This is a genomic window from Glutamicibacter sp. ZJUTW, from assembly GCF_008370855.1.
GTDB lineage: Bacteria > Actinomycetota > Actinomycetes > Actinomycetales > Micrococcaceae > Glutamicibacter > Glutamicibacter nicotianae.
On record NZ_CP043624.1, the window covers coordinates 776,131 to 792,407 of the forward strand.

A 16,277-nucleotide genomic window follows, 5' to 3' on the forward strand; every position below is an offset into this window, starting at 1 on the left:
TCATGGGAGGGTTTCGTATTTAATTTCTTGCACAGGTTTCAATGGACGGGATTATCCACCGAATGAATTAGTCTGGAATGCGTGAATGCAGACCTATTAGCCCGATTCCACGGCGTGATCCCCGCCGGCGGTGTCGGCACCCGATTGTGGCCGCTGTCAAGGGCCTCCGCTCCGAAGTTTTTGCACGATCTGACCGGATCCGGTTCCACGCTGATCCGCGCCACCTATGACCGGCTGGTCCCGCTGGCCGGCGAACGCATCATGGTGGTCACCGGGCGTGCGCACCGCGGAGCCGTCGTCTCCCAGCTGCCCGAGCTCTGCGACGAGGACCTGGTCCTCGAGCCGGAGCCGCGCGACTCGGCCGCCGCCATCGGCCTGGCCGCCGCCATCCTGTACCGCCGCGACCCGAGCATCATCATGGGCTCCTTCGCCGCGGACCAGGTCATCGAGCCGGTCGAGGTGTTCCAGGCAGCGCTGAGCGAAGCGATCCACACCGCCGCCACCGGCAAGATCGTGACCATCGGCATCCACCCGACGCACCCGTCCACCGGCTTCGGCTACATCCAGACCGGCGAGCCGCTGCGGGTGCCCAACGCGCCCTCGGCGCGCGGGGTGGTGCAGTTCGTGGAGAAGCCCGATGAGGACACTGCCCGCAAGTACCTGGCCTCCGGCGGGTTCCTGTGGAATGCCGGGATGTTCGTCGCGCCGGTGAGCCTGATGCTCGAGCATCTGGAAGCCAACGAGCCGGCGCTGCATGCCGGGCTGATGAAGATCGCCGACGCGTGGGAGACCGGGCAGCGCGAAGAAGTGATGCGCGAGGTCTGGGCCGATCTGCCCAAGACCGCCATCGACTATGCGGTGGCCGAGCCGGCCGCCGCGGCCGGGGACGTCGCGGTGATCCCTGGCGTGTTCAACTGGGACGACGTGGGCGATTTCGCCGCGATCGGCCGGCTGAACAAGGCCAGCGCCGATCAGGGCATCATCAACCTCGGTGGCGAATCGGTGCGCGTGTACGCGGACAGCGCGACCGGCGTGGTCTATTCGGACCGCCCGCGCGTGGTGGCGCTGGTGGGCATCGAGGACGTGGTCGTGGTGGATACCGCCGACGCGTTGCTGGTGACCACCAAGGAGCATGCGCAGAAGGTCAAGCAGACCGTGGAGCAGCTCAAGGCCGACGGCGCCACCGAGGTGCTCTAGCACAGCTTCGCCCCTGCTGGGGGAGCACGGGATGTTACTGCCCGGTATTTGCTGGGACTTCCTTTGACCTGCGCAGATATGGCATTCTAGGTGGGGTTTTGCCCTGCGGTGCTTTGGCGCCCTTGCCGGGCATTGATAGGTTGGTAGCCATGACTACGGCCAAGATCAGTTCCGAACCGTCCGAATCCGCAAAGCCCGCGCCGCCGGGCTCGCTGCCGCCGCCGGGCAAGACCCGGATCAACAAGGCAGTCTTCTACGGCTCTGCGCTGCTGGTGCTGGCCATCGCCCTGTGGGCCATTATCGACCGCGATTCCGCCAACCTGGCCATCAGCGCCGCAGTAACCTGGATTGGCCGGAACTTCGGCTGGTACTACACCCTGGTGGTCGTCGCGGTGCTCGTCTTCGTGATCGGCGTCGCGATCTCGAAGGTGGGCAAAACCCGGCTGGGCCCGGATCATTCGCGCCCGTCCTTCAACATCTTCACCTGGGCGGCAATGCTCTTCGCCGCCGGCATCGGCATTGACCTGATGTTCTTCTCGGTGGCCGAGCCGGTCACCCAATACCTGGCTCCGCCGGCCATGGAGGGATCCACCGTCGAGGCGGCCCGCCAGGCGCTGGTCTGGACGCTGTTCCACTACGGCCTGCTCGGCTGGGGCCTGTATGCGCTGGTGGGACTGGCCCTGGGCTACTTCGCCTACCGCCACAACCTGCCGCTGTCCATCCGCTCGGCGCTCTACCCGATCCTGGGCAAGCGCACCGAAGGCTGGGTGGGGCACAGCGTGGACATCGCCGCGATGCTCGGCACGATCTTCGGCATCGCCACCTCGCTGGGCATCGGCGTCGCGCAACTGAACTACGGGCTGAACTATATGTTCGGCATTCCCGAAAACCGCTCCTGGCAGATCATCCTGATCGTCGCCGCCGTGGTGATGGCGACCATCTCCGTGCTCACCGGTGTGGAAAAGGGCATCCGCCGGCTCTCCGAGCTCAACGTGCTGCTGTGCGTTGCGCTGATGCTCTTCGTGCTGATTGCCGGCTCCACCGCCTACCTGTTCGACGGCATTGTGAACAACATCGGCGACAGCCTGGCGATGTTCCCTTCAATGGCGCTGGACACCTTCGCCTACGACCGCCCCGATGAGTGGCTCAACGGCTGGACACTGTTCTTCTGGGCCTGGTGGATCGCCTGGGCGCCGTTTGTCGGCTTGTTCCTGGCCCGCATTTCCCGTGGACGCACCATCCGCCAGTTTGTCACCGGCGTGCTGGTGGTGCCTTTCGCTTTCATCCTGCTGTGGATCTCGATCTTCGGCAACAGCGCGTTGGCGATCGTCCGCTCGGGCAATCAAGCCTTTGGCGAGGTCGCGATGAACACCCCGGAACGGGCCTTCTACTCGCTGCTGGACCAGATGCCCGGCGCACCGATCACCGCGGCGATCGCCACCTTCACCGGATTGCTGTTCTACGTGACCAGCGCCGACTCCGGTGCCCTGGTGATGGCCAACTTCACCTCGCACCTGAAGGATCCGCAGTCCGACGGCTCCAAGCCGGTGCGATTGTTCTGGTCGCTGGCCACCGGCTTGCTGACCCTGGGCATGCTCTTCGTCGATGGGATCTCCACCCTGCAGGGCGCCACGGTCGTCATGGGCCTGCCCTTCTCCTTCGTGCTGCTGCTGATCATGCTGGGGCTGTTCAAATCCCTGCGCATGGAATCGGCGCTGGCCGATCGCTACCGCAACAACATGCACAAGGTGCTCACCAGCCGGATGGGATCGGGCGCCGAGAAGCGCAATTGGAAGCAGCGGCTGTCCCGGGCCATGTCCTATCCCGGGCACCGCTCGGCCAAGCGCTACCTGGGGCAGGTCGCACTGCCGGCCCTGCAGGAAGTCAGCGAGGAATTCACCGCCCGCGGCGCCACGGTGGCGCTGGATATCGAGCAAGTGGCCAACCTAGAGCTGAACTCGCTGGACCTGGTGGTGGAAAACGGCGCCGAACGGCCCTTCAAGTACCAGATCTATCCGGTGCAGCTGCCGGTGCCCACCTACGCCCGCGTCTCGGCCGGCACCGATGTGTACTACCGCCTGGAGGTCTTCTCCCAGGAAGGCAGCCACGGCTACGACCTGATGGGGCTCACCAAGGAACAGCTGATCTGCGATGTGCTGGACCAGTATGAAGCCCACCTTGAATTCCTGGAAGCGCAAACCGAATCGGCGGCTCCCAGCCAGATCAATTCCGACGGCGCGTCCAAAACCGACTGGGAATCAGATTTCGAAACAACCCTGAAAGAGGAAGCATGAGTTCTCCGAGCAACCAGAATCCGCTCCTGCACCATGGCGCGACGCTGTTCATCGACGGCGCTTTCACGCCCGCGGCCAGCGGCGAAACCCGCACCATCAACTGCCCGGCCAATGGGGAAGCGGTGGCCACCGTTTCCGAGGCAGGGGAAGCCGATTCGATCAAGGCCATCGAAGCTGCCCGCCGCTCGTTCGATTCGGGCATCTGGTCCAGCGTGCCGGCCGCGCAGCGCGGGGACTTCCTGCTGAAAGCCGCCGAGCAGCTGGTGGCGCGCAAGGCCGAATTCGCGCTGGCCGAAACCCTGGACACCGGCAAACGCCTGGTCGAATCCGAGCTGGACATGGACGACATCATCGCCTGCTTCCGCTACTTCGGAAAGCTGGCTGGACAGGAAGCCGGCCGCGTAGTCGATGCCAACGACCCGAATGTCATCTCGCGGATCGACTACGAGCCGGTGGGCGTGGCCGCCATGATCACCCCGTGGAACTACCCATTGCTGCAGGCGGCATGGAAGATCGCTCCGGCTTTGGCCGCGGGCTGCTCCTTCGTGCTCAAGCCGGCCGAATTGACCCCGTCCACCGCGATCTTGATGATGGAGGTCCTCAAGGACCTTGGGCTGCCAGCTGGCGTGGCCAACCTGGTCACCGGCGCCGGCGCGCAGGCCGGCGCGGTGCTCTCGGAGCACAAGGACGTGGATCTAGTCTCCTTTACCGGTGGCCTGGTCACCGGGCGCAAGGTCGCCGCCGCTGCCGCTGGCACGGTGAAGAAGGTGGCCTTGGAGCTGGGCGGCAAGAACCCGAATGTGGTCTTCGCCGATGCGGACTTCGACGCTGCGCTGGATAATGCCCTCAATGGGGCGTTCGTGCACTCCGGGCAGGTCTGCTCCGCCGGCGCGCGCCTGGTCATCCACGAATCGATCGCCGAGAAGTTCGTCGACGAGCTGGTGCGCCGCGCGCAGCAGATTACCCTGGGCGGGCCTTTCGACCAGAAGGCGGAGACCGGCGCGCTGATCTCGGCAGCCCATCTGGAAAAGGTGGACGCCTATGTGCAGGCCGGCATCGCCGAGGGCGCGCGGGTGCGCTGCGGCGGACGCCGGGCCACCGAACAGGACGGCGCCGGCTTGGGCTCCGGCCATTTCTACCTGCCAACGGTCATCGACCAGGTCACCGGTTCGATGTCGGTGGCGCAGGACGAGGCCTTTGGCCCGACCATCACCGTGGAGACCTTCTCAACCGAGGATCAGGCGGTGGCCATCGCCAATGACACCATCTACGGCCTGGCTGGGGCTGTCTGGTCGCAGGATGCTGGAAAGGCCGCGCGCGTGGCCAAGCGCCTGCGCCACGGCACCATCTGGATCAATGACTACCACCCCTACCTGCCGCAGGCAGAATGGGGCGGCTTCGGCCAGTCCGGGGTGGGCCGCGAACTGGGCCCGACCGGCCTGGGCGAATACCAGGAAGCCAAGCACGTCTACCAGAATCTGAACCCGCAGGTTACCGGTTGGTTCGCACAGAAGCAAAGCTGAACGAGAAAGGGCATAGCGTGAGCATGCATAAGAAGGATTTCGACTACATCGTTATCGGCGGCGGCTCCGCCGGCGCGGCGGTAGCCTCCCGGCTGAGCGAAGACCCCTCGGTGACGGTGGCGCTGGTGGAAGCCGGTCCCGATGACCGCGGCTATGATGAGGTCCTGCAGCTTGACCGCTGGATGGAACTGCTCGAATCCGGCCTTGACTGGGACTACCCGATCGAGGAGCAGGAGAACGGCAACTCGTTCATGCGCCATGCGCGGGCCAAGGTGATGGGCGGGTGCTCCAGCCACAACTCCTGCATCGCTTTCTGGGCGCCGCGCGAGGACATCGACGAATGGGAGTCCAAGTTCGGTGCCACCGGCTGGAACTCGCAGATGGCTTACCGCCTGTACAAGAAGCTGGAAACCAATGAGGATGCCGGCCCGCAGGCGCCGCACCATGGCGATTCGGGTCCGGTGAAGCTGATGAATGTGCCGGCCAATGACCCTTGCGGCGTGGCGATCCTGGATGCCGCCGAACAAGCTGGCATCCCGCGCGCGAAGTTCAACAATGACCAGACCGTGGTCAACGGTGCGAACTTCTTCCAGATCAACCGCCTGCCAGATGGCACACGCTCCTCCTCCTCGGTGTCTTACATCCACCCGATTACCGGCCGGGAGAACTTCTTCCTGCTCACCGGGCTGCAGGCGCGCAAGCTGAATTTCGACGCGTCCAAGCGCTGCACTGGCGTCGACGTGGTGGACGGAGCCTTCGGGCGCACCTCGACCCTGAACGCGGCCCGCGAGGTCGTGGTCTCGGCCGGCGCCATCGATTCGCCCAAGCTGCTGATGCTTTCGGGTATCGGCCCGGCCAAGCACCTGGAAGAGGTCGGCGTTCAGGTGCTGGTCGACTCCCCGGGCGTGGGCGAGCACCTGCAGGACCACCCGGAGGGCGTGATCCAGTGGGAAGCGAAGAAGCCCATGGTCGAATCCTCCACCCAGTGGTGGGAGATCGGCATCTTTACCCCGACCCGCGAAGGCCTGGACCGCCCGGATCTGATGATGCACTACGGGCAGGTGCCTTTCGACATGCACACCCTGCGCCAGGGCTACCCCACCGGGGAGAATACCTTCTGCCTGACCCCGAATGTCACCCATGCGAAGTCGCGCGGCACCGTGCGCTTGCACAGCTGCGACTTCCGGGACAAGCCGAAGGTCGATCCGCGCTACTTCACCGACCCTGAAGGCCATGACGCGAGGGTGATGACTTTCGGCATCCGCAAGGCACGCGAGATCGTCGCCCAGTCCCCAATGGCTGATTGGGCCGGCGAGGAGCAGTTCCCGGGCAAGGATGTGCAAACCGATGACCAGATCTTCGACTACCTGCGCCGCACCCACAACACCGTCTACCATCCAGCCGGTTCGGTGCGCATGGGCGCCGAAGATGATGCGATGAGTCCGCTGGATCCGCAGCTGCGGGTCAAGGGCGTGAGCGGCCTGCGGGTGGCTGATGCGTCGGTGATGCCGGAGCTGGTGACGGTTAATCCGAACATCACGGTGATGATGATCGGCGAGCGTTGCGCCGAGCTGATCCAGCAGGGCTAGAGCCCTGTCGCAGGGCGGCGGCGGGCACCGGAGAACCGGGGCCCGCCGCCGTTCTGCTTCATGCGACTGTTGCGCGGTGCGCGTGAACATTACGCAAAACTGTCATTTCCGCCGCCGTGCCGAGTATCGTCAAAAGGTGTCCACCGTGAATGAAAATGGCAATTTGGCTTCCGTCAGCGGCTTCACCGAGCCGCTCATCGACCAGCTGATCGGCTTCCGCCGCGAGCTGCATCGCAACCCGGAGCTGTCTTTTGCGGAGCACCAGACTACCGAGCGGATCCTTGAGGCATTGCGCGCCGCCGGCCTGTCGCCGCAGAAGATGGCCGACACGGGCGCCTTCGTGGACATCGGCGAAGGCCCCATCCGCATTGCGTTCCGCGCTGATATCGACGCGCTGCCGGTGGTGGAGGAAACCGGCCTGGAGTACGCCTCGATGACCGAGGGTGTGGCGCACGCCTGCGGCCACGACATCCACACCACCGTGATGCTCGGCGTGGCGCTGGCGCTGGGCAGGATTCATGCCGCCGGCCAGCTCGACGGACGTGTGCGGGTGATCTTCCAGCCTGCCGAGGAGAAGCTTCCAGGCGGGGCGCTGTCGGTGATCGGGCAGGGCCTGCTCGATGGCGTGCCGCGGATCCTCGCGCTGCACTGCGACCCGCGGATCGACGCCGGGCATATCGGCACCCGCATCGGCGCGATCACCTCGGCCAGCGACACCATCCGCATCGAGGTCAATGGCCGCGGCGGGCACACCTCGCGACCGCACCTGACCGAGGACATCGTCTTCGCCATGAGCCAGATCGCCACCCAGGTGCCAGCCGTGCTCGGCCGGAAGGTCGACGTGCGCTCGGCGGTTTCGGTGGTCTGGGGGCAGATCCATGCAGGCAGCGTGCCCAACGCGATTCCCGCCACCGGCTACCTGGCCGGCACCATGCGCTGCCTGGATGGGGATGTCTGGTACGAGGCCGGCGAGCTGCTGGATGCGGCGGTGCGCCAGATCGCCGCACCCTACGGAGTGGAGATCAAGCTGCAGCACACCCGCGGGGTGCCGCCGGTGGTCAACGCCCCGGCTCAGACCGCGCTGATCGAGGATGCCGCGCGCCGCGAGTTCGGCGCCGACGCGATCGAGCTGACCCCGCAATCCATGGGCGGGGAGGACTTCGCCTGGATGACGCAGAAGGTTTCCGGCGCGATGCTGCGGCTGGGAACCCGCACCCCGGGCGGCAAGACCTACGACCTGCACCGCGGGGACTACATCCCGGACGAATCGTGCATCGGCGTCGGAGTGCGCATCATGGTGGCTGCCGCCCTGCAGGCCGTGCATGAGGCGAACGCCAAATAGGGCGTTGGCCACAGTAAACCCAAAAATTTTTAACAATTCTTTGACACTTTAACAATTCGGTCAGTGACTTGGGCATTGACGTTAAGCGCTTGCCGTTTTGCGGCCTGCAAGTTATCTGTTTGTAATCTTTCTCGTCTTTACCTGTGACGTATCTCCGATAGGCTATGGAAACGATGGGAACGCTAGGACTTTTGGTGTGCTCGCGTAAGGCCTAGGCAATGGAGCCTTGCACGAGGGTCAGGTGTCTTGCCTCCCGCATTATCTCGCAAGATTCTTTGGAGGAACAGATGCGCTTCGTATCGCGCAAGACCGGTGTGGCGGCAGCCATGCTCGGCATCTCGGCATTAGCTTTGAGCGCCTGCGGCGCTGCACCGGAAGAGAGCAGCTCGGCTGGCCAGTACCCGGACTACGTCGGCTGCATTGTGTCCGACTCCGGCGGATTCGACGACCAGTCCTTCAACGAATCTTCCTTCCGCGGCCTGAAGAACGCCGAGAAGGACCTGGGTATCCAGACCAAGGACGCGGAATCCAAGTCCAACGCGGACTTCGCCACCAACCTCAACGGCATGGTCAACGCAGGCTGCGACCTGACCGTCACCATCGGCTTCCTGCTGGGCGATGCCACCGCCGAGGCCGCCGCTGCCAACCCGGACAAGCACTTCGCGATCGTCGACTTCCAGTACGACAAGCCGATCGAGAACGTCAAGCCGATCATCTACGACACGGCCCAGGCTGCCTACCTGGCAGGCTACGCCGCAGCTGCCGCCTCGAAGACCGGCACCGTTGCCACCTTCGGCGGCATCAAGATCCCTACCGTGACCATCTTCATGGACGGCTTCGCCGACGGCGTTGACAAGTTCAACGAGGACAAGGGCAAGGACGTCAAGCTGCTGGGCTGGAACAAGGACAAGCAGGACGGCACCTTCTCCGGCGACTTCGAGAAGCAGGACAAGGGCAAGCAGATCACCAAGAACTTCATCGCTTCCGGCGCTGACGTGATCATGCCTGTTGCCGGCCCAGTGGGCAAGGGCGCTGGCGCTGCCGTGGTCGAGGCCAACAACAGCGGCAAGGACGCCAAGCTCGTCTGGGTCGACTCCGACGGCTTCCTGACCGCTCCTGACTACAAGGACGTCATGCTGACCTCGGTGGTCAAGACCATGGACACCGCAGTCGAGGATGTCATCCGCACCGACGCCGAGGGCAACTTCGACTCGACCCCGTACGTCGGCACCCTGGAGAACGAGGGCGTTGCACTGGCACCGTTCCACAACTTCGACGAAGAGATCGGCGAGGACACCAAGAAGGAGATCGAGGCGCTGAAGCAGCAGATCATCTCCGGTGAGCTGAAGATCGAATCGGCCTCCAGCCCCAAGTAGGACTAGGCTAGTCAGCCATGGAGCGCGTCACCGCTCGCCGCAGCACAGCGGTGGGCAGGTGACGCGCTTTATGCCTGCCTAAGGGGCAAAACAACTTGCAAGCAAGAACTTCGCCAAACGAACAATGAAGATGGTGGAATCGTGAAACTCGAACTACGAGGAATCTCGAAAGCCTTCGGTTCTTTCTACGCCAACAAAGATATCGACCTGACGGTCGACGACGCCCAGATTCACTGTCTGCTTGGCGAAAACGGTGCTGGAAAGTCCACGCTTATGAACGTGCTCTACGGCCTGTACCAGCCGACCGAGGGCCAAATTTTGCTGGACGGGAAGCCCGTCGAGTTCTCCGGACCGGGCGACGCCATGGCCGCCGGCATCGGCATGGTGCACCAGCACTTCATGCTGGTCCCGGTCTTCACCGTGGCCGAGAACATTGCGCTGGGCGCCGAGACCACCAAGGCTGGCGGCATGCTGGACCTTCAGGTCACCCGCAAGAAGATCCGCGAAATCTCGGACCGCTACGGCTTCGACGTGGATCCCGACGCGATCGTCGAAGACCTGCCGGTGGGCGTGCAGCAGCGCGTGGAAATCATCAAGGCGCTGGTGCGCGATGCGCGCATCCTGATCCTCGATGAGCCGACCGCCGTGCTGACCCCGCAGGAAACCGACGAGCTGCTGGACATCATGCGCCAGCTCAAGGCCAACGGCACCTCCATCGTCTTCATCTCGCACAAGCTGCGCGAAGTGCGTGCCGTCTCCGATGTCATCACCGTGATCCGCCGCGGAGAAGTCATCGACTCGGTCTCCCCGCAAGCTTCCACCACCGAGCTGGCCAACCTGATGGTGGGCCGCGCGGTGGAGCTGAACCTGAACAAGGCGGCCGCCACCCCTGGCGCCGCCGCCCTGGAAGTGCGCGACCTGAGCGTCGTCGACCCGGCAGGCACCACCACCTTGGACTCGGTGTCCTTCACCATCCACGAGGGCGAAATCCTTGCAGTGGCCGGCGTGCAGGGCAACGGCCAGACCGAGTTGACCGAAGCGATCCTGGGCACCCAGCCGGTGACCGGCGGCTCGGTCAAGCTGGCCGGCCAAGAGCTGGTGGGCAAGTCGGTGAAGTCGATCCTGCGTTCGGGCCTGGGCTTCGTTCCCGAGGACCGTTCGGTGCACGGGCTGGTCACCCAGTTCTCCATCGAGGAGAACCTGGTGCTGGACCTCTACGACCGCCCGCCGTTCGGCAAGGGCATCTCGATGAACCTCGAGGCGATCAAGAAGAACGCCAAGGAGCAGATCGAGGGCTTCGACGTGCGCACCGACAACCCGCTGAACCCGGCCTCCAGCCTCTCCGGCGGCAACCAGCAGAAGGTCGTCATGGCCCGCGAGCTGTCCCGCGATCTGAAGCTGTTCATCGCCTCGCAGCCGACCCGCGGCGTGGATGTGGGCTCCATCGAGTTCCTGCACCGGCGCATCGTGGCCGAACGCGACAAGGGCACCCCGGTGATGATCGTGTCCACCGAGCTGGACGAGGTCATGGAACTGGCCGACCGCATCGCCGTGCTATACAAGGGCAGGATCAACGGCATCGTGCCGGGGGACACCTCCCGCGAGGTGCTCGGCCTGATGATGGCCGGCGTATCGCAGGAAGAGGCCTTCGCCCAGGCCGAATACGCCAAGGCGGACAAGGAGCCGGTTGAAGCGCAGCCGGCCAGCGAGCACGACAACCAGGAAGGAGAAGCGCAGTGAGCGAGAAAGCACCTGTGGTTCCCGACTCCGGCAAGCCGGGCAACGACCTGCTGCGCCAGATCACCCAGGGACCGGGCCTGGTCTCGGTCCTCGGCGTCATCGTCGCGCTGGTCATCGGCGGCCTGCTGATCGCGGTCACCGACGAGAAGGTCGGCGAAACCGCCGGCTACCTGCTGGCCAAGCCCTCGGCGTTCTTCAGCGAATTCTGGCGTGCCGCCACCGAAAGCTACGTGGCGCTGTTCAACGGCTCGATCTACAACTCCACGCAGGGCTTCAAGCCGTTCCTCGAGACGCTGACCGTCTCCACCCCGCTGATCTGCGCCGGTTTGGGCGTGGCGGTGGCCTTCCGCGCCGGCCTGTTCAACATCGGCGCGCAGGGCCAGATCATCATCGGCTCGGTGCTGGCCGCCTACATCGGCTTCGCCTGGCACCTGCCGATCGGCCTGCACCTGCTGCTGGTCATCGTCTTCGGCCTGCTCGGCGGCGCGATCTGGGGCGGACTGGTGGGCCTGCTCAAGGCCAAGACCGGCGCCCACGAAGTGATCCTCACGATCATGTTCAACTACGTGGCCGTATACCTGATCGACTTCCTGATGAACACCCAGGCCTTCCGCCGCCCCGGCGAGACCAACCCGATCTCGCCGATCCTCGACAGCTCGGCCATCTTCCCGGCGATCCCCGGCTCGCGCCTGCACCTGGGCTTCGTGATGGCGGTGCTGCTGGTGCTGGCAGTGGCCTGGATGTTCAAGCGCTCCACCGTGGGCTTCGAATTCCGTGCCGTGGGGCATAACCCCGAGGCCGCGCAGACCGCCGGCATCAACGTCGCGCGCACCACCATCATCGCGATGGCGCTGGCCGGCGCCCTGGCCGGCGCCGCCGGCGTGGCCCAGGTGGCGGGCACCGAAAAGGTGCTCACCGGCGGCATTGCCGGCTCGCTGGGCTTCGACGCGATCACCGTGGCCCTGCTGGGCCGCTCCACCCCATGGGGCACCTTCTTCGCCGGCCTGCTCTTCGGCGCATTCCAGGCCGGTGCGGTGAACATGCAGATCACCACCGGCACCCCGATCGACATCGTGTCGGTGGTGCAGTCGCTGATCGTGCTGTTCATCGCCGCACCTCCGCTGGTGAAAGCCATCTTCGGGATGAACCGCAAGAAGAAGCGCAGCTCCAAGCTCGAACCTACTAAGGCAGGTGCCAAGTGACCGCAACCACCTTGCAACCAGCAATCAACGTCTTGCCGAGCAAGAAGACCCCGATCATCCTGACGGTGATCGCCGTGATCACCTTCTTCAGCTTCGGCCTGCTGGGCAACGACCAGGCAGCGCACTTCACGCTGAACAGCGCCGGCGACGCCTTCGAGCTGCCGGAACTGGTCTTCCCGGGCCGGATCACCAACATCGTGTTCGGCGTGCTGCTGCTGGCCATCGCCGCCTACTCGTGGATGCAGCGCAAGCAGGGCAAGGCGCTGGCCACCTGGATGATCGCCGTCGCGGCCATCCTCTTCGTGCTCGGCTTCCTGGTGTGGGTGGTCTCCGGCGCCAACATCAACAGCATCTCGCTGGCCAGCCTGCTGGCCGGCGGCGTGGTGCTGGCCGTGCCGCTGGTCTTCGGCTCCCTGTCCGGCGTGCTCTCCGAACGCGCCGGCGTGGTCAACATCGCCATCGAGGGCCAGCTGCTGGGCGGCGCATTCACCGCGGCCATCGTCGCCTCGGTGACGCAGAACGCCTTCGCGGGCCTGATCGCCGCCGGCCTGGCCGGCGCCGTGGTGTCCCTGGTGCTGGCACTGTTCTCCATCAAGTACGTGGTCAACCAGATCATCGTCGGAGTGGTGCTCAACGTGCTGGTCTCCGGCATCACCGGCTTCCTGTTCACCACCGTGATGCAGGAAGACCCGGAGCTGTTCAACTCGCCGGTGCACCTGCCGGTCATCGAGATCCCGCTGCTTTCGGCCATCCCGGTCATCGGACCGATCCTGTTCAAGCAGTCGGTCATCGGCTACCTGATGTACCTGGCAGTGTTCCTGGTCTGGTTCGGCCTGTTCAAGACCAAGTGGGGCCTGCGCGTGCGCGCCGTAGGCGAGCACCCGAAGGCCGCCGACACCCTGGGCATCAAGGTCAACTCGATCCGCTTCTGGAACGTCACCCTCGGCGGCATCGTGGCGGGCATCGGCGGTTCCTTCTTCACCCTGGTGGCCATCGACTCCTTCACGAAGGAAATCTCCGGCGGACGCGGCTTCATCGCCCTGGCCGCAGTGATCTTCGGCCGGTGGAACCCGATCGGCGCCTTCCTGGCCGCCCTGCTCTTCGGCTTCGCCGACAACCTGCAGGTCATCCTGACCATCATCGGCACCCCGGTACCGAGCCAGTTCATGGCCATGCTGCCGTACCTGGTTACCATCTTCGCGGTGGCCGGCCTGGTGGGCCGCTCCCGCGGACCTGCCGCCGCCGGCGAACCGTATGTGAAGGAATAGCGATTACCCATGGATAGCAACAACGCGCCGTGGCCGCAGCTCGAAGCAGCGGCCGCGGCCGCGCTGTCCCAGGCCTACGCGCCCTACTCGGAATTCCGGGTGGGCGCCGCGGCCCTGGCCAGCGACGGCCGCCTGGTTTCCGGATGCAATATCGAGAATGCCGCCTACGGGGTCACCCTGTGTGCCGAATGCGCCATGGTGGGCCAGCTCTTCGCCACCGGCGGGGGCACCCTTGAATACTTCCTGTGCTTCGGCCAGCTGCGCGACGGCGAGCTGGAGCTGATCACCCCGTGCGGCCGCTGCCGCCAGCTGCTCTTCGAGCACCGCGGGGCGGATATGAAGATCAAGACCGCCCGCGGAATTCTCGGCATCGACGACCTCTTGCCTGACGCGTTCGGGCCGAACAACCTCAACGCCTAGCGCCGGAGCACACCGGCCAACAGCAGAACGGAAGGTGCCTTACATGGCTGCCGAGCAATTCAGTGCCGTCGAAGTCATCCGCGCAAAGCGCGATGGCGGCGAACTGAGCAACGAGATGATCGACTGGACCATCGATGCCTACACCCGCGGGGTCATCGCCGAAGAGCAGATGTCCGCGCTGAACATGGCCATCTACTTCCAGGGCATGAACCGCAACGAGATCTCACGCTGGACCGCCGCGATGATCAATTCCGGCGAACGCATGGACTTCTCCGCCCTCACCGACCCGTCGGGCAAGAAGCTGGCCACCACCGACAAGCACTCCACCGGCGGGGTGGGGGACAAGATCACCTTGCCGCTGGCTCCGCTGGTCGCCAGCTTCGGCGTGGCCGTCCCGCAGCTTTCCGGACGCGGGCTGGGCCACACCGGCGGCACGCTGGACAAGCTCGAAGCCATCCCCGGCTGGAAGGCGGATCTGTCCAACGACGAGCTGTTCTCCCAGCTGTCCAACGTCGGCGCGGTCATCTGCGCCGCCGGCACCGGGCTGGCTCCGGCGGACAAGAAGCTCTACGCCCTGCGCGACGTCACCGCCACCGTGGAAGCCATCCCGCTGATCGCCTCCTCGATCATGAGCAAGAAGATCGCCGAAGGCACCGGCACCCTGGTGCTGGATGTGAAGGTCGGTTCCGGCGCGTTCATGAAGGACGAGGCCATGGCCCGCGAGTTGGCAGAAACCATGGTGAACCTTGGCACCGATGCGTCGGTGAACACCGTGGCCCTGCTGACCAACATGGAAACCCCGCTGGGCCTGACCGCAGGCAACGCCATCGAGGTGGAGGAATCCGTCGAGGTCCTGGCCGGCGGCGGACCCAGCGATGTCGTGGAGCTGACCGTGGCCCTGGCCACCGAGATGCTGGCCGGTGCCGGCATCAAGGACGTGGATGTCGCCGGCGCGCTGCAAAATGGCAAGGCCATGGATGTGTGGCGCAGGATGATCGCCGCTCAGGGAGGCGACCCGGATGCCAAGCTGCCGGTAGCCAAGGAGTCGCACACCGTGGTGGCTGAGGCCGAGGGCGTGCTGCTCAAGCTCGATGCGATGGACATCGGCTTGGCCGCATGGACCCTCGGTGCGGGACGTGCCCGCAAGGAAGACAGCGTCCAGGCCGGCGCAGGCGTGCGCATGCACGTGAAGCCGGGTGCCCTGGTCCGCCGCGGCGAGCCGATTGCCACTTTGCTGACCGACACCCCGGAAAAAATGGAGCGTGCCATCGAGCTGGTCCAGCGGGCCATCATGATCGGTTCGGCCGATGACCGTCCGGACACTCGTCTGATCCTGGATCGCATCGCGGCCAAGTAGGCGGACAAGAATCCATGGCAAGGAGCCGGGAAACACTGTGCAGTGTTTCCCGGCTCTTTCGTTGCTTGCGCAGCGGGAGATGCCCCATGGAAGTTCCCAGAGATTTCCCGGGAACCAAAACGGAGTAGTCAAACGTTGGACAAGTTATCTCCTACCTAGGTAGCGGGTGGGAATTGTCCACAACGCCACTTAAGCAGGATGCGGACGGGTGAGTTCTCGAGCGAAAATGGATAGAAATTCAGCGCATTGAGCGCATTGGGAAAGTAGATGTAAGCACGCATGGAATTAGTCAATGAAGCAATTGCGCAGGCAGCCAGCGCATGGTGGATCCTGCCGTTATTGTTTCTGTTCTGCATGATCGATGCGATTTTCCCAATCGTGCCGAGCGAATCATTTTTGGTTTCATTGGCCGCGGTCGGCGTCCACACCGGCGTTCCCAACCTCGTGCTGATCGGCCTGCTGGGTGCCGGCGGTGCCTTGATCGGCGACCAGATCACCTACGCCATCGGGCGGAAAATCGGATCCCGGGGGTTCAAATGGATGCGCGGGCAACGCGCGCAGCGGGTGCTGGCCTATGCCGAGAAAAAACTTGAAACCTCCGGAGCACTGCTGATTTTCACCGCCCGGTACATCCCCATTGGCCGTGTGGCCGTCAACCTGACCGCCGGCGCCACCGGGTTCAGCCACAAGCGCTTCACCCTCTTCGACACCATCGGTGTGCTGACCTGGGCCACCTATTCCATCAGCATCGGCGCACTGGCCGGCAACTGGATGCACGACAACAAGCTGCTGGGAATCATCGTCTCGATTGTCATTGCCGTGGTGCTCGGCTTCGTCATCGACCGGATCGTCAGCTGGGTGCTGGGGCGCCTGCATCGCCGTGCCGAGAAGCGCGAAGAACACGCGGAAGAACGGGTCCGCGAGACCGTGCCGCCAACCGGTGACGAGGGTTAACCTGCAGTATTGACC

12 protein-coding genes are annotated in these 16,277 nt (G+C 64.6%); all 12 read left to right on the plus strand.

Features of this window, described 5'->3' with window-relative positions; translation table 11 throughout:
* Positions 1-81 precede the first annotated feature (81 nt).
* The 12 genes from F0M17_RS03730 (at position 82) to F0M17_RS03785 (ending at position 16,262) form a co-directional block, all read left to right on the plus strand.
* Complete coding sequence (locus tag F0M17_RS03730; protein WP_149596448.1) at positions 82-1,197, plus strand: mannose-1-phosphate guanylyltransferase; 1,116 nt, start codon at positions 82-84, stop codon at positions 1,195-1,197.
* A 149-nt stretch (positions 1,198-1,346) separates the two neighbouring features.
* Positions 1,347-3,491, plus strand: coding sequence for a choline BCCT transporter BetT (betT, locus tag F0M17_RS03735; protein ID WP_246857126.1), 2,145 nt, complete (start codon positions 1,347-1,349; stop codon positions 3,489-3,491).
* Positions 3,488-5,014, plus strand: coding sequence for an aldehyde dehydrogenase family protein (locus F0M17_RS03740; protein WP_052253533.1), 1,527 nt, complete (start codon positions 3,488-3,490; stop codon positions 5,012-5,014). Before betT ends, F0M17_RS03740 begins: the two co-directional genes overlap by 4 nt.
* A 23-nt stretch (positions 5,015-5,037) precedes the next feature.
* The gene (locus F0M17_RS03745) at positions 5,038-6,603 is read left to right on the plus strand and encodes a GMC family oxidoreductase (protein ID WP_149597697.1); all 1,566 of its coding nucleotides are present in this window, start codon (positions 5,038-5,040) and stop codon (positions 6,601-6,603) included.
* A gap of 145 nt (positions 6,604-6,748) precedes the next feature.
* Positions 6,749-7,945, plus strand: a complete 1,197-nt coding sequence (locus F0M17_RS03750) for an amidohydrolase (RefSeq protein WP_073706597.1) — start codon at positions 6,749-6,751, stop codon at positions 7,943-7,945.
* Between the two features lie 287 nt (positions 7,946-8,232).
* On the plus strand, positions 8,233-9,321 hold the full coding sequence (locus F0M17_RS03755; protein ID WP_149596449.1) for a BMP family protein: 1,089 nt from the start codon (positions 8,233-8,235) through the stop codon (positions 9,319-9,321).
* 141 nt (positions 9,322-9,462) lie between these two features.
* On the plus strand, positions 9,463-11,061 hold the full coding sequence (locus F0M17_RS03760) for an ABC transporter ATP-binding protein (protein ID WP_149596450.1): 1,599 nt from the start codon (positions 9,463-9,465) through the stop codon (positions 11,059-11,061).
* On the plus strand, positions 11,058-12,263 hold the full coding sequence (locus F0M17_RS03765) for an ABC transporter permease (RefSeq protein ID WP_073706599.1): 1,206 nt from the start codon (positions 11,058-11,060) through the stop codon (positions 12,261-12,263). The genes F0M17_RS03760 and F0M17_RS03765 overlap by 4 nt, the downstream gene beginning before the upstream one ends.
* The gene (locus F0M17_RS03770) at positions 12,260-13,531 is read left to right on the plus strand and encodes an ABC transporter permease (RefSeq protein ID WP_073706600.1); all 1,272 of its coding nucleotides are present in this window, start codon (positions 12,260-12,262) and stop codon (positions 13,529-13,531) included. The genes F0M17_RS03765 and F0M17_RS03770 overlap by 4 nt, the downstream gene beginning before the upstream one ends.
* Before the next feature lie 9 nt (positions 13,532-13,540).
* Entirely contained in the window at positions 13,541-13,951 is a 411-nt protein-coding gene (locus F0M17_RS03775; RefSeq protein ID WP_038989917.1) for a cytidine deaminase, read from the plus strand.
* Positions 13,952-13,994: 43 nt separating this feature from the next.
* Entirely contained in the window at positions 13,995-15,308 is a 1,314-nt protein-coding gene (locus F0M17_RS03780) for a thymidine phosphorylase (protein WP_149596451.1), read from the plus strand.
* Between the two features lie 279 nt (positions 15,309-15,587).
* Complete coding sequence (locus F0M17_RS03785) at positions 15,588-16,262, plus strand: DedA family protein (protein WP_038989915.1); 675 nt, start codon at positions 15,588-15,590, stop codon at positions 16,260-16,262.
* Positions 16,263-16,277: the final 15 nt, after the last annotated feature.

What these genes read in the sequence shown, in the direction of transcription:
- F0M17_RS03755 (WP_149596449.1), top strand. Translation starts at nt 8,233, where the DNA reads ATGCGCTTCGTATCGCGCAAGACCGGTGTGGCGGCAGCCATGCTCGGC.
- F0M17_RS03740 (WP_052253533.1), top strand. Translation starts at nt 3,488, where the DNA reads ATGAGTTCTCCGAGCAACCAGAATCCGCTCCTGCACCATGGCGCGACG.
- F0M17_RS03780 (WP_149596451.1), top strand. Translation starts at nt 13,995, where the DNA reads ATGGCTGCCGAGCAATTCAGTGCCGTCGAAGTCATCCGCGCAAAGCGC.
- betT (WP_246857126.1), top strand. Translation starts at nt 1,347, where the DNA reads ATGACTACGGCCAAGATCAGTTCCGAACCGTCCGAATCCGCAAAGCCC.
- F0M17_RS03785 (WP_038989915.1), top strand. Translation starts at nt 15,588, where the DNA reads ATGGAATTAGTCAATGAAGCAATTGCGCAGGCAGCCAGCGCATGGTGG.
- F0M17_RS03745 (WP_149597697.1), top strand. Translation starts at nt 5,038, where the DNA reads ATGCATAAGAAGGATTTCGACTACATCGTTATCGGCGGCGGCTCCGCC.
- F0M17_RS03775 (WP_038989917.1), top strand. Translation starts at nt 13,541, where the DNA reads ATGGATAGCAACAACGCGCCGTGGCCGCAGCTCGAAGCAGCGGCCGCG.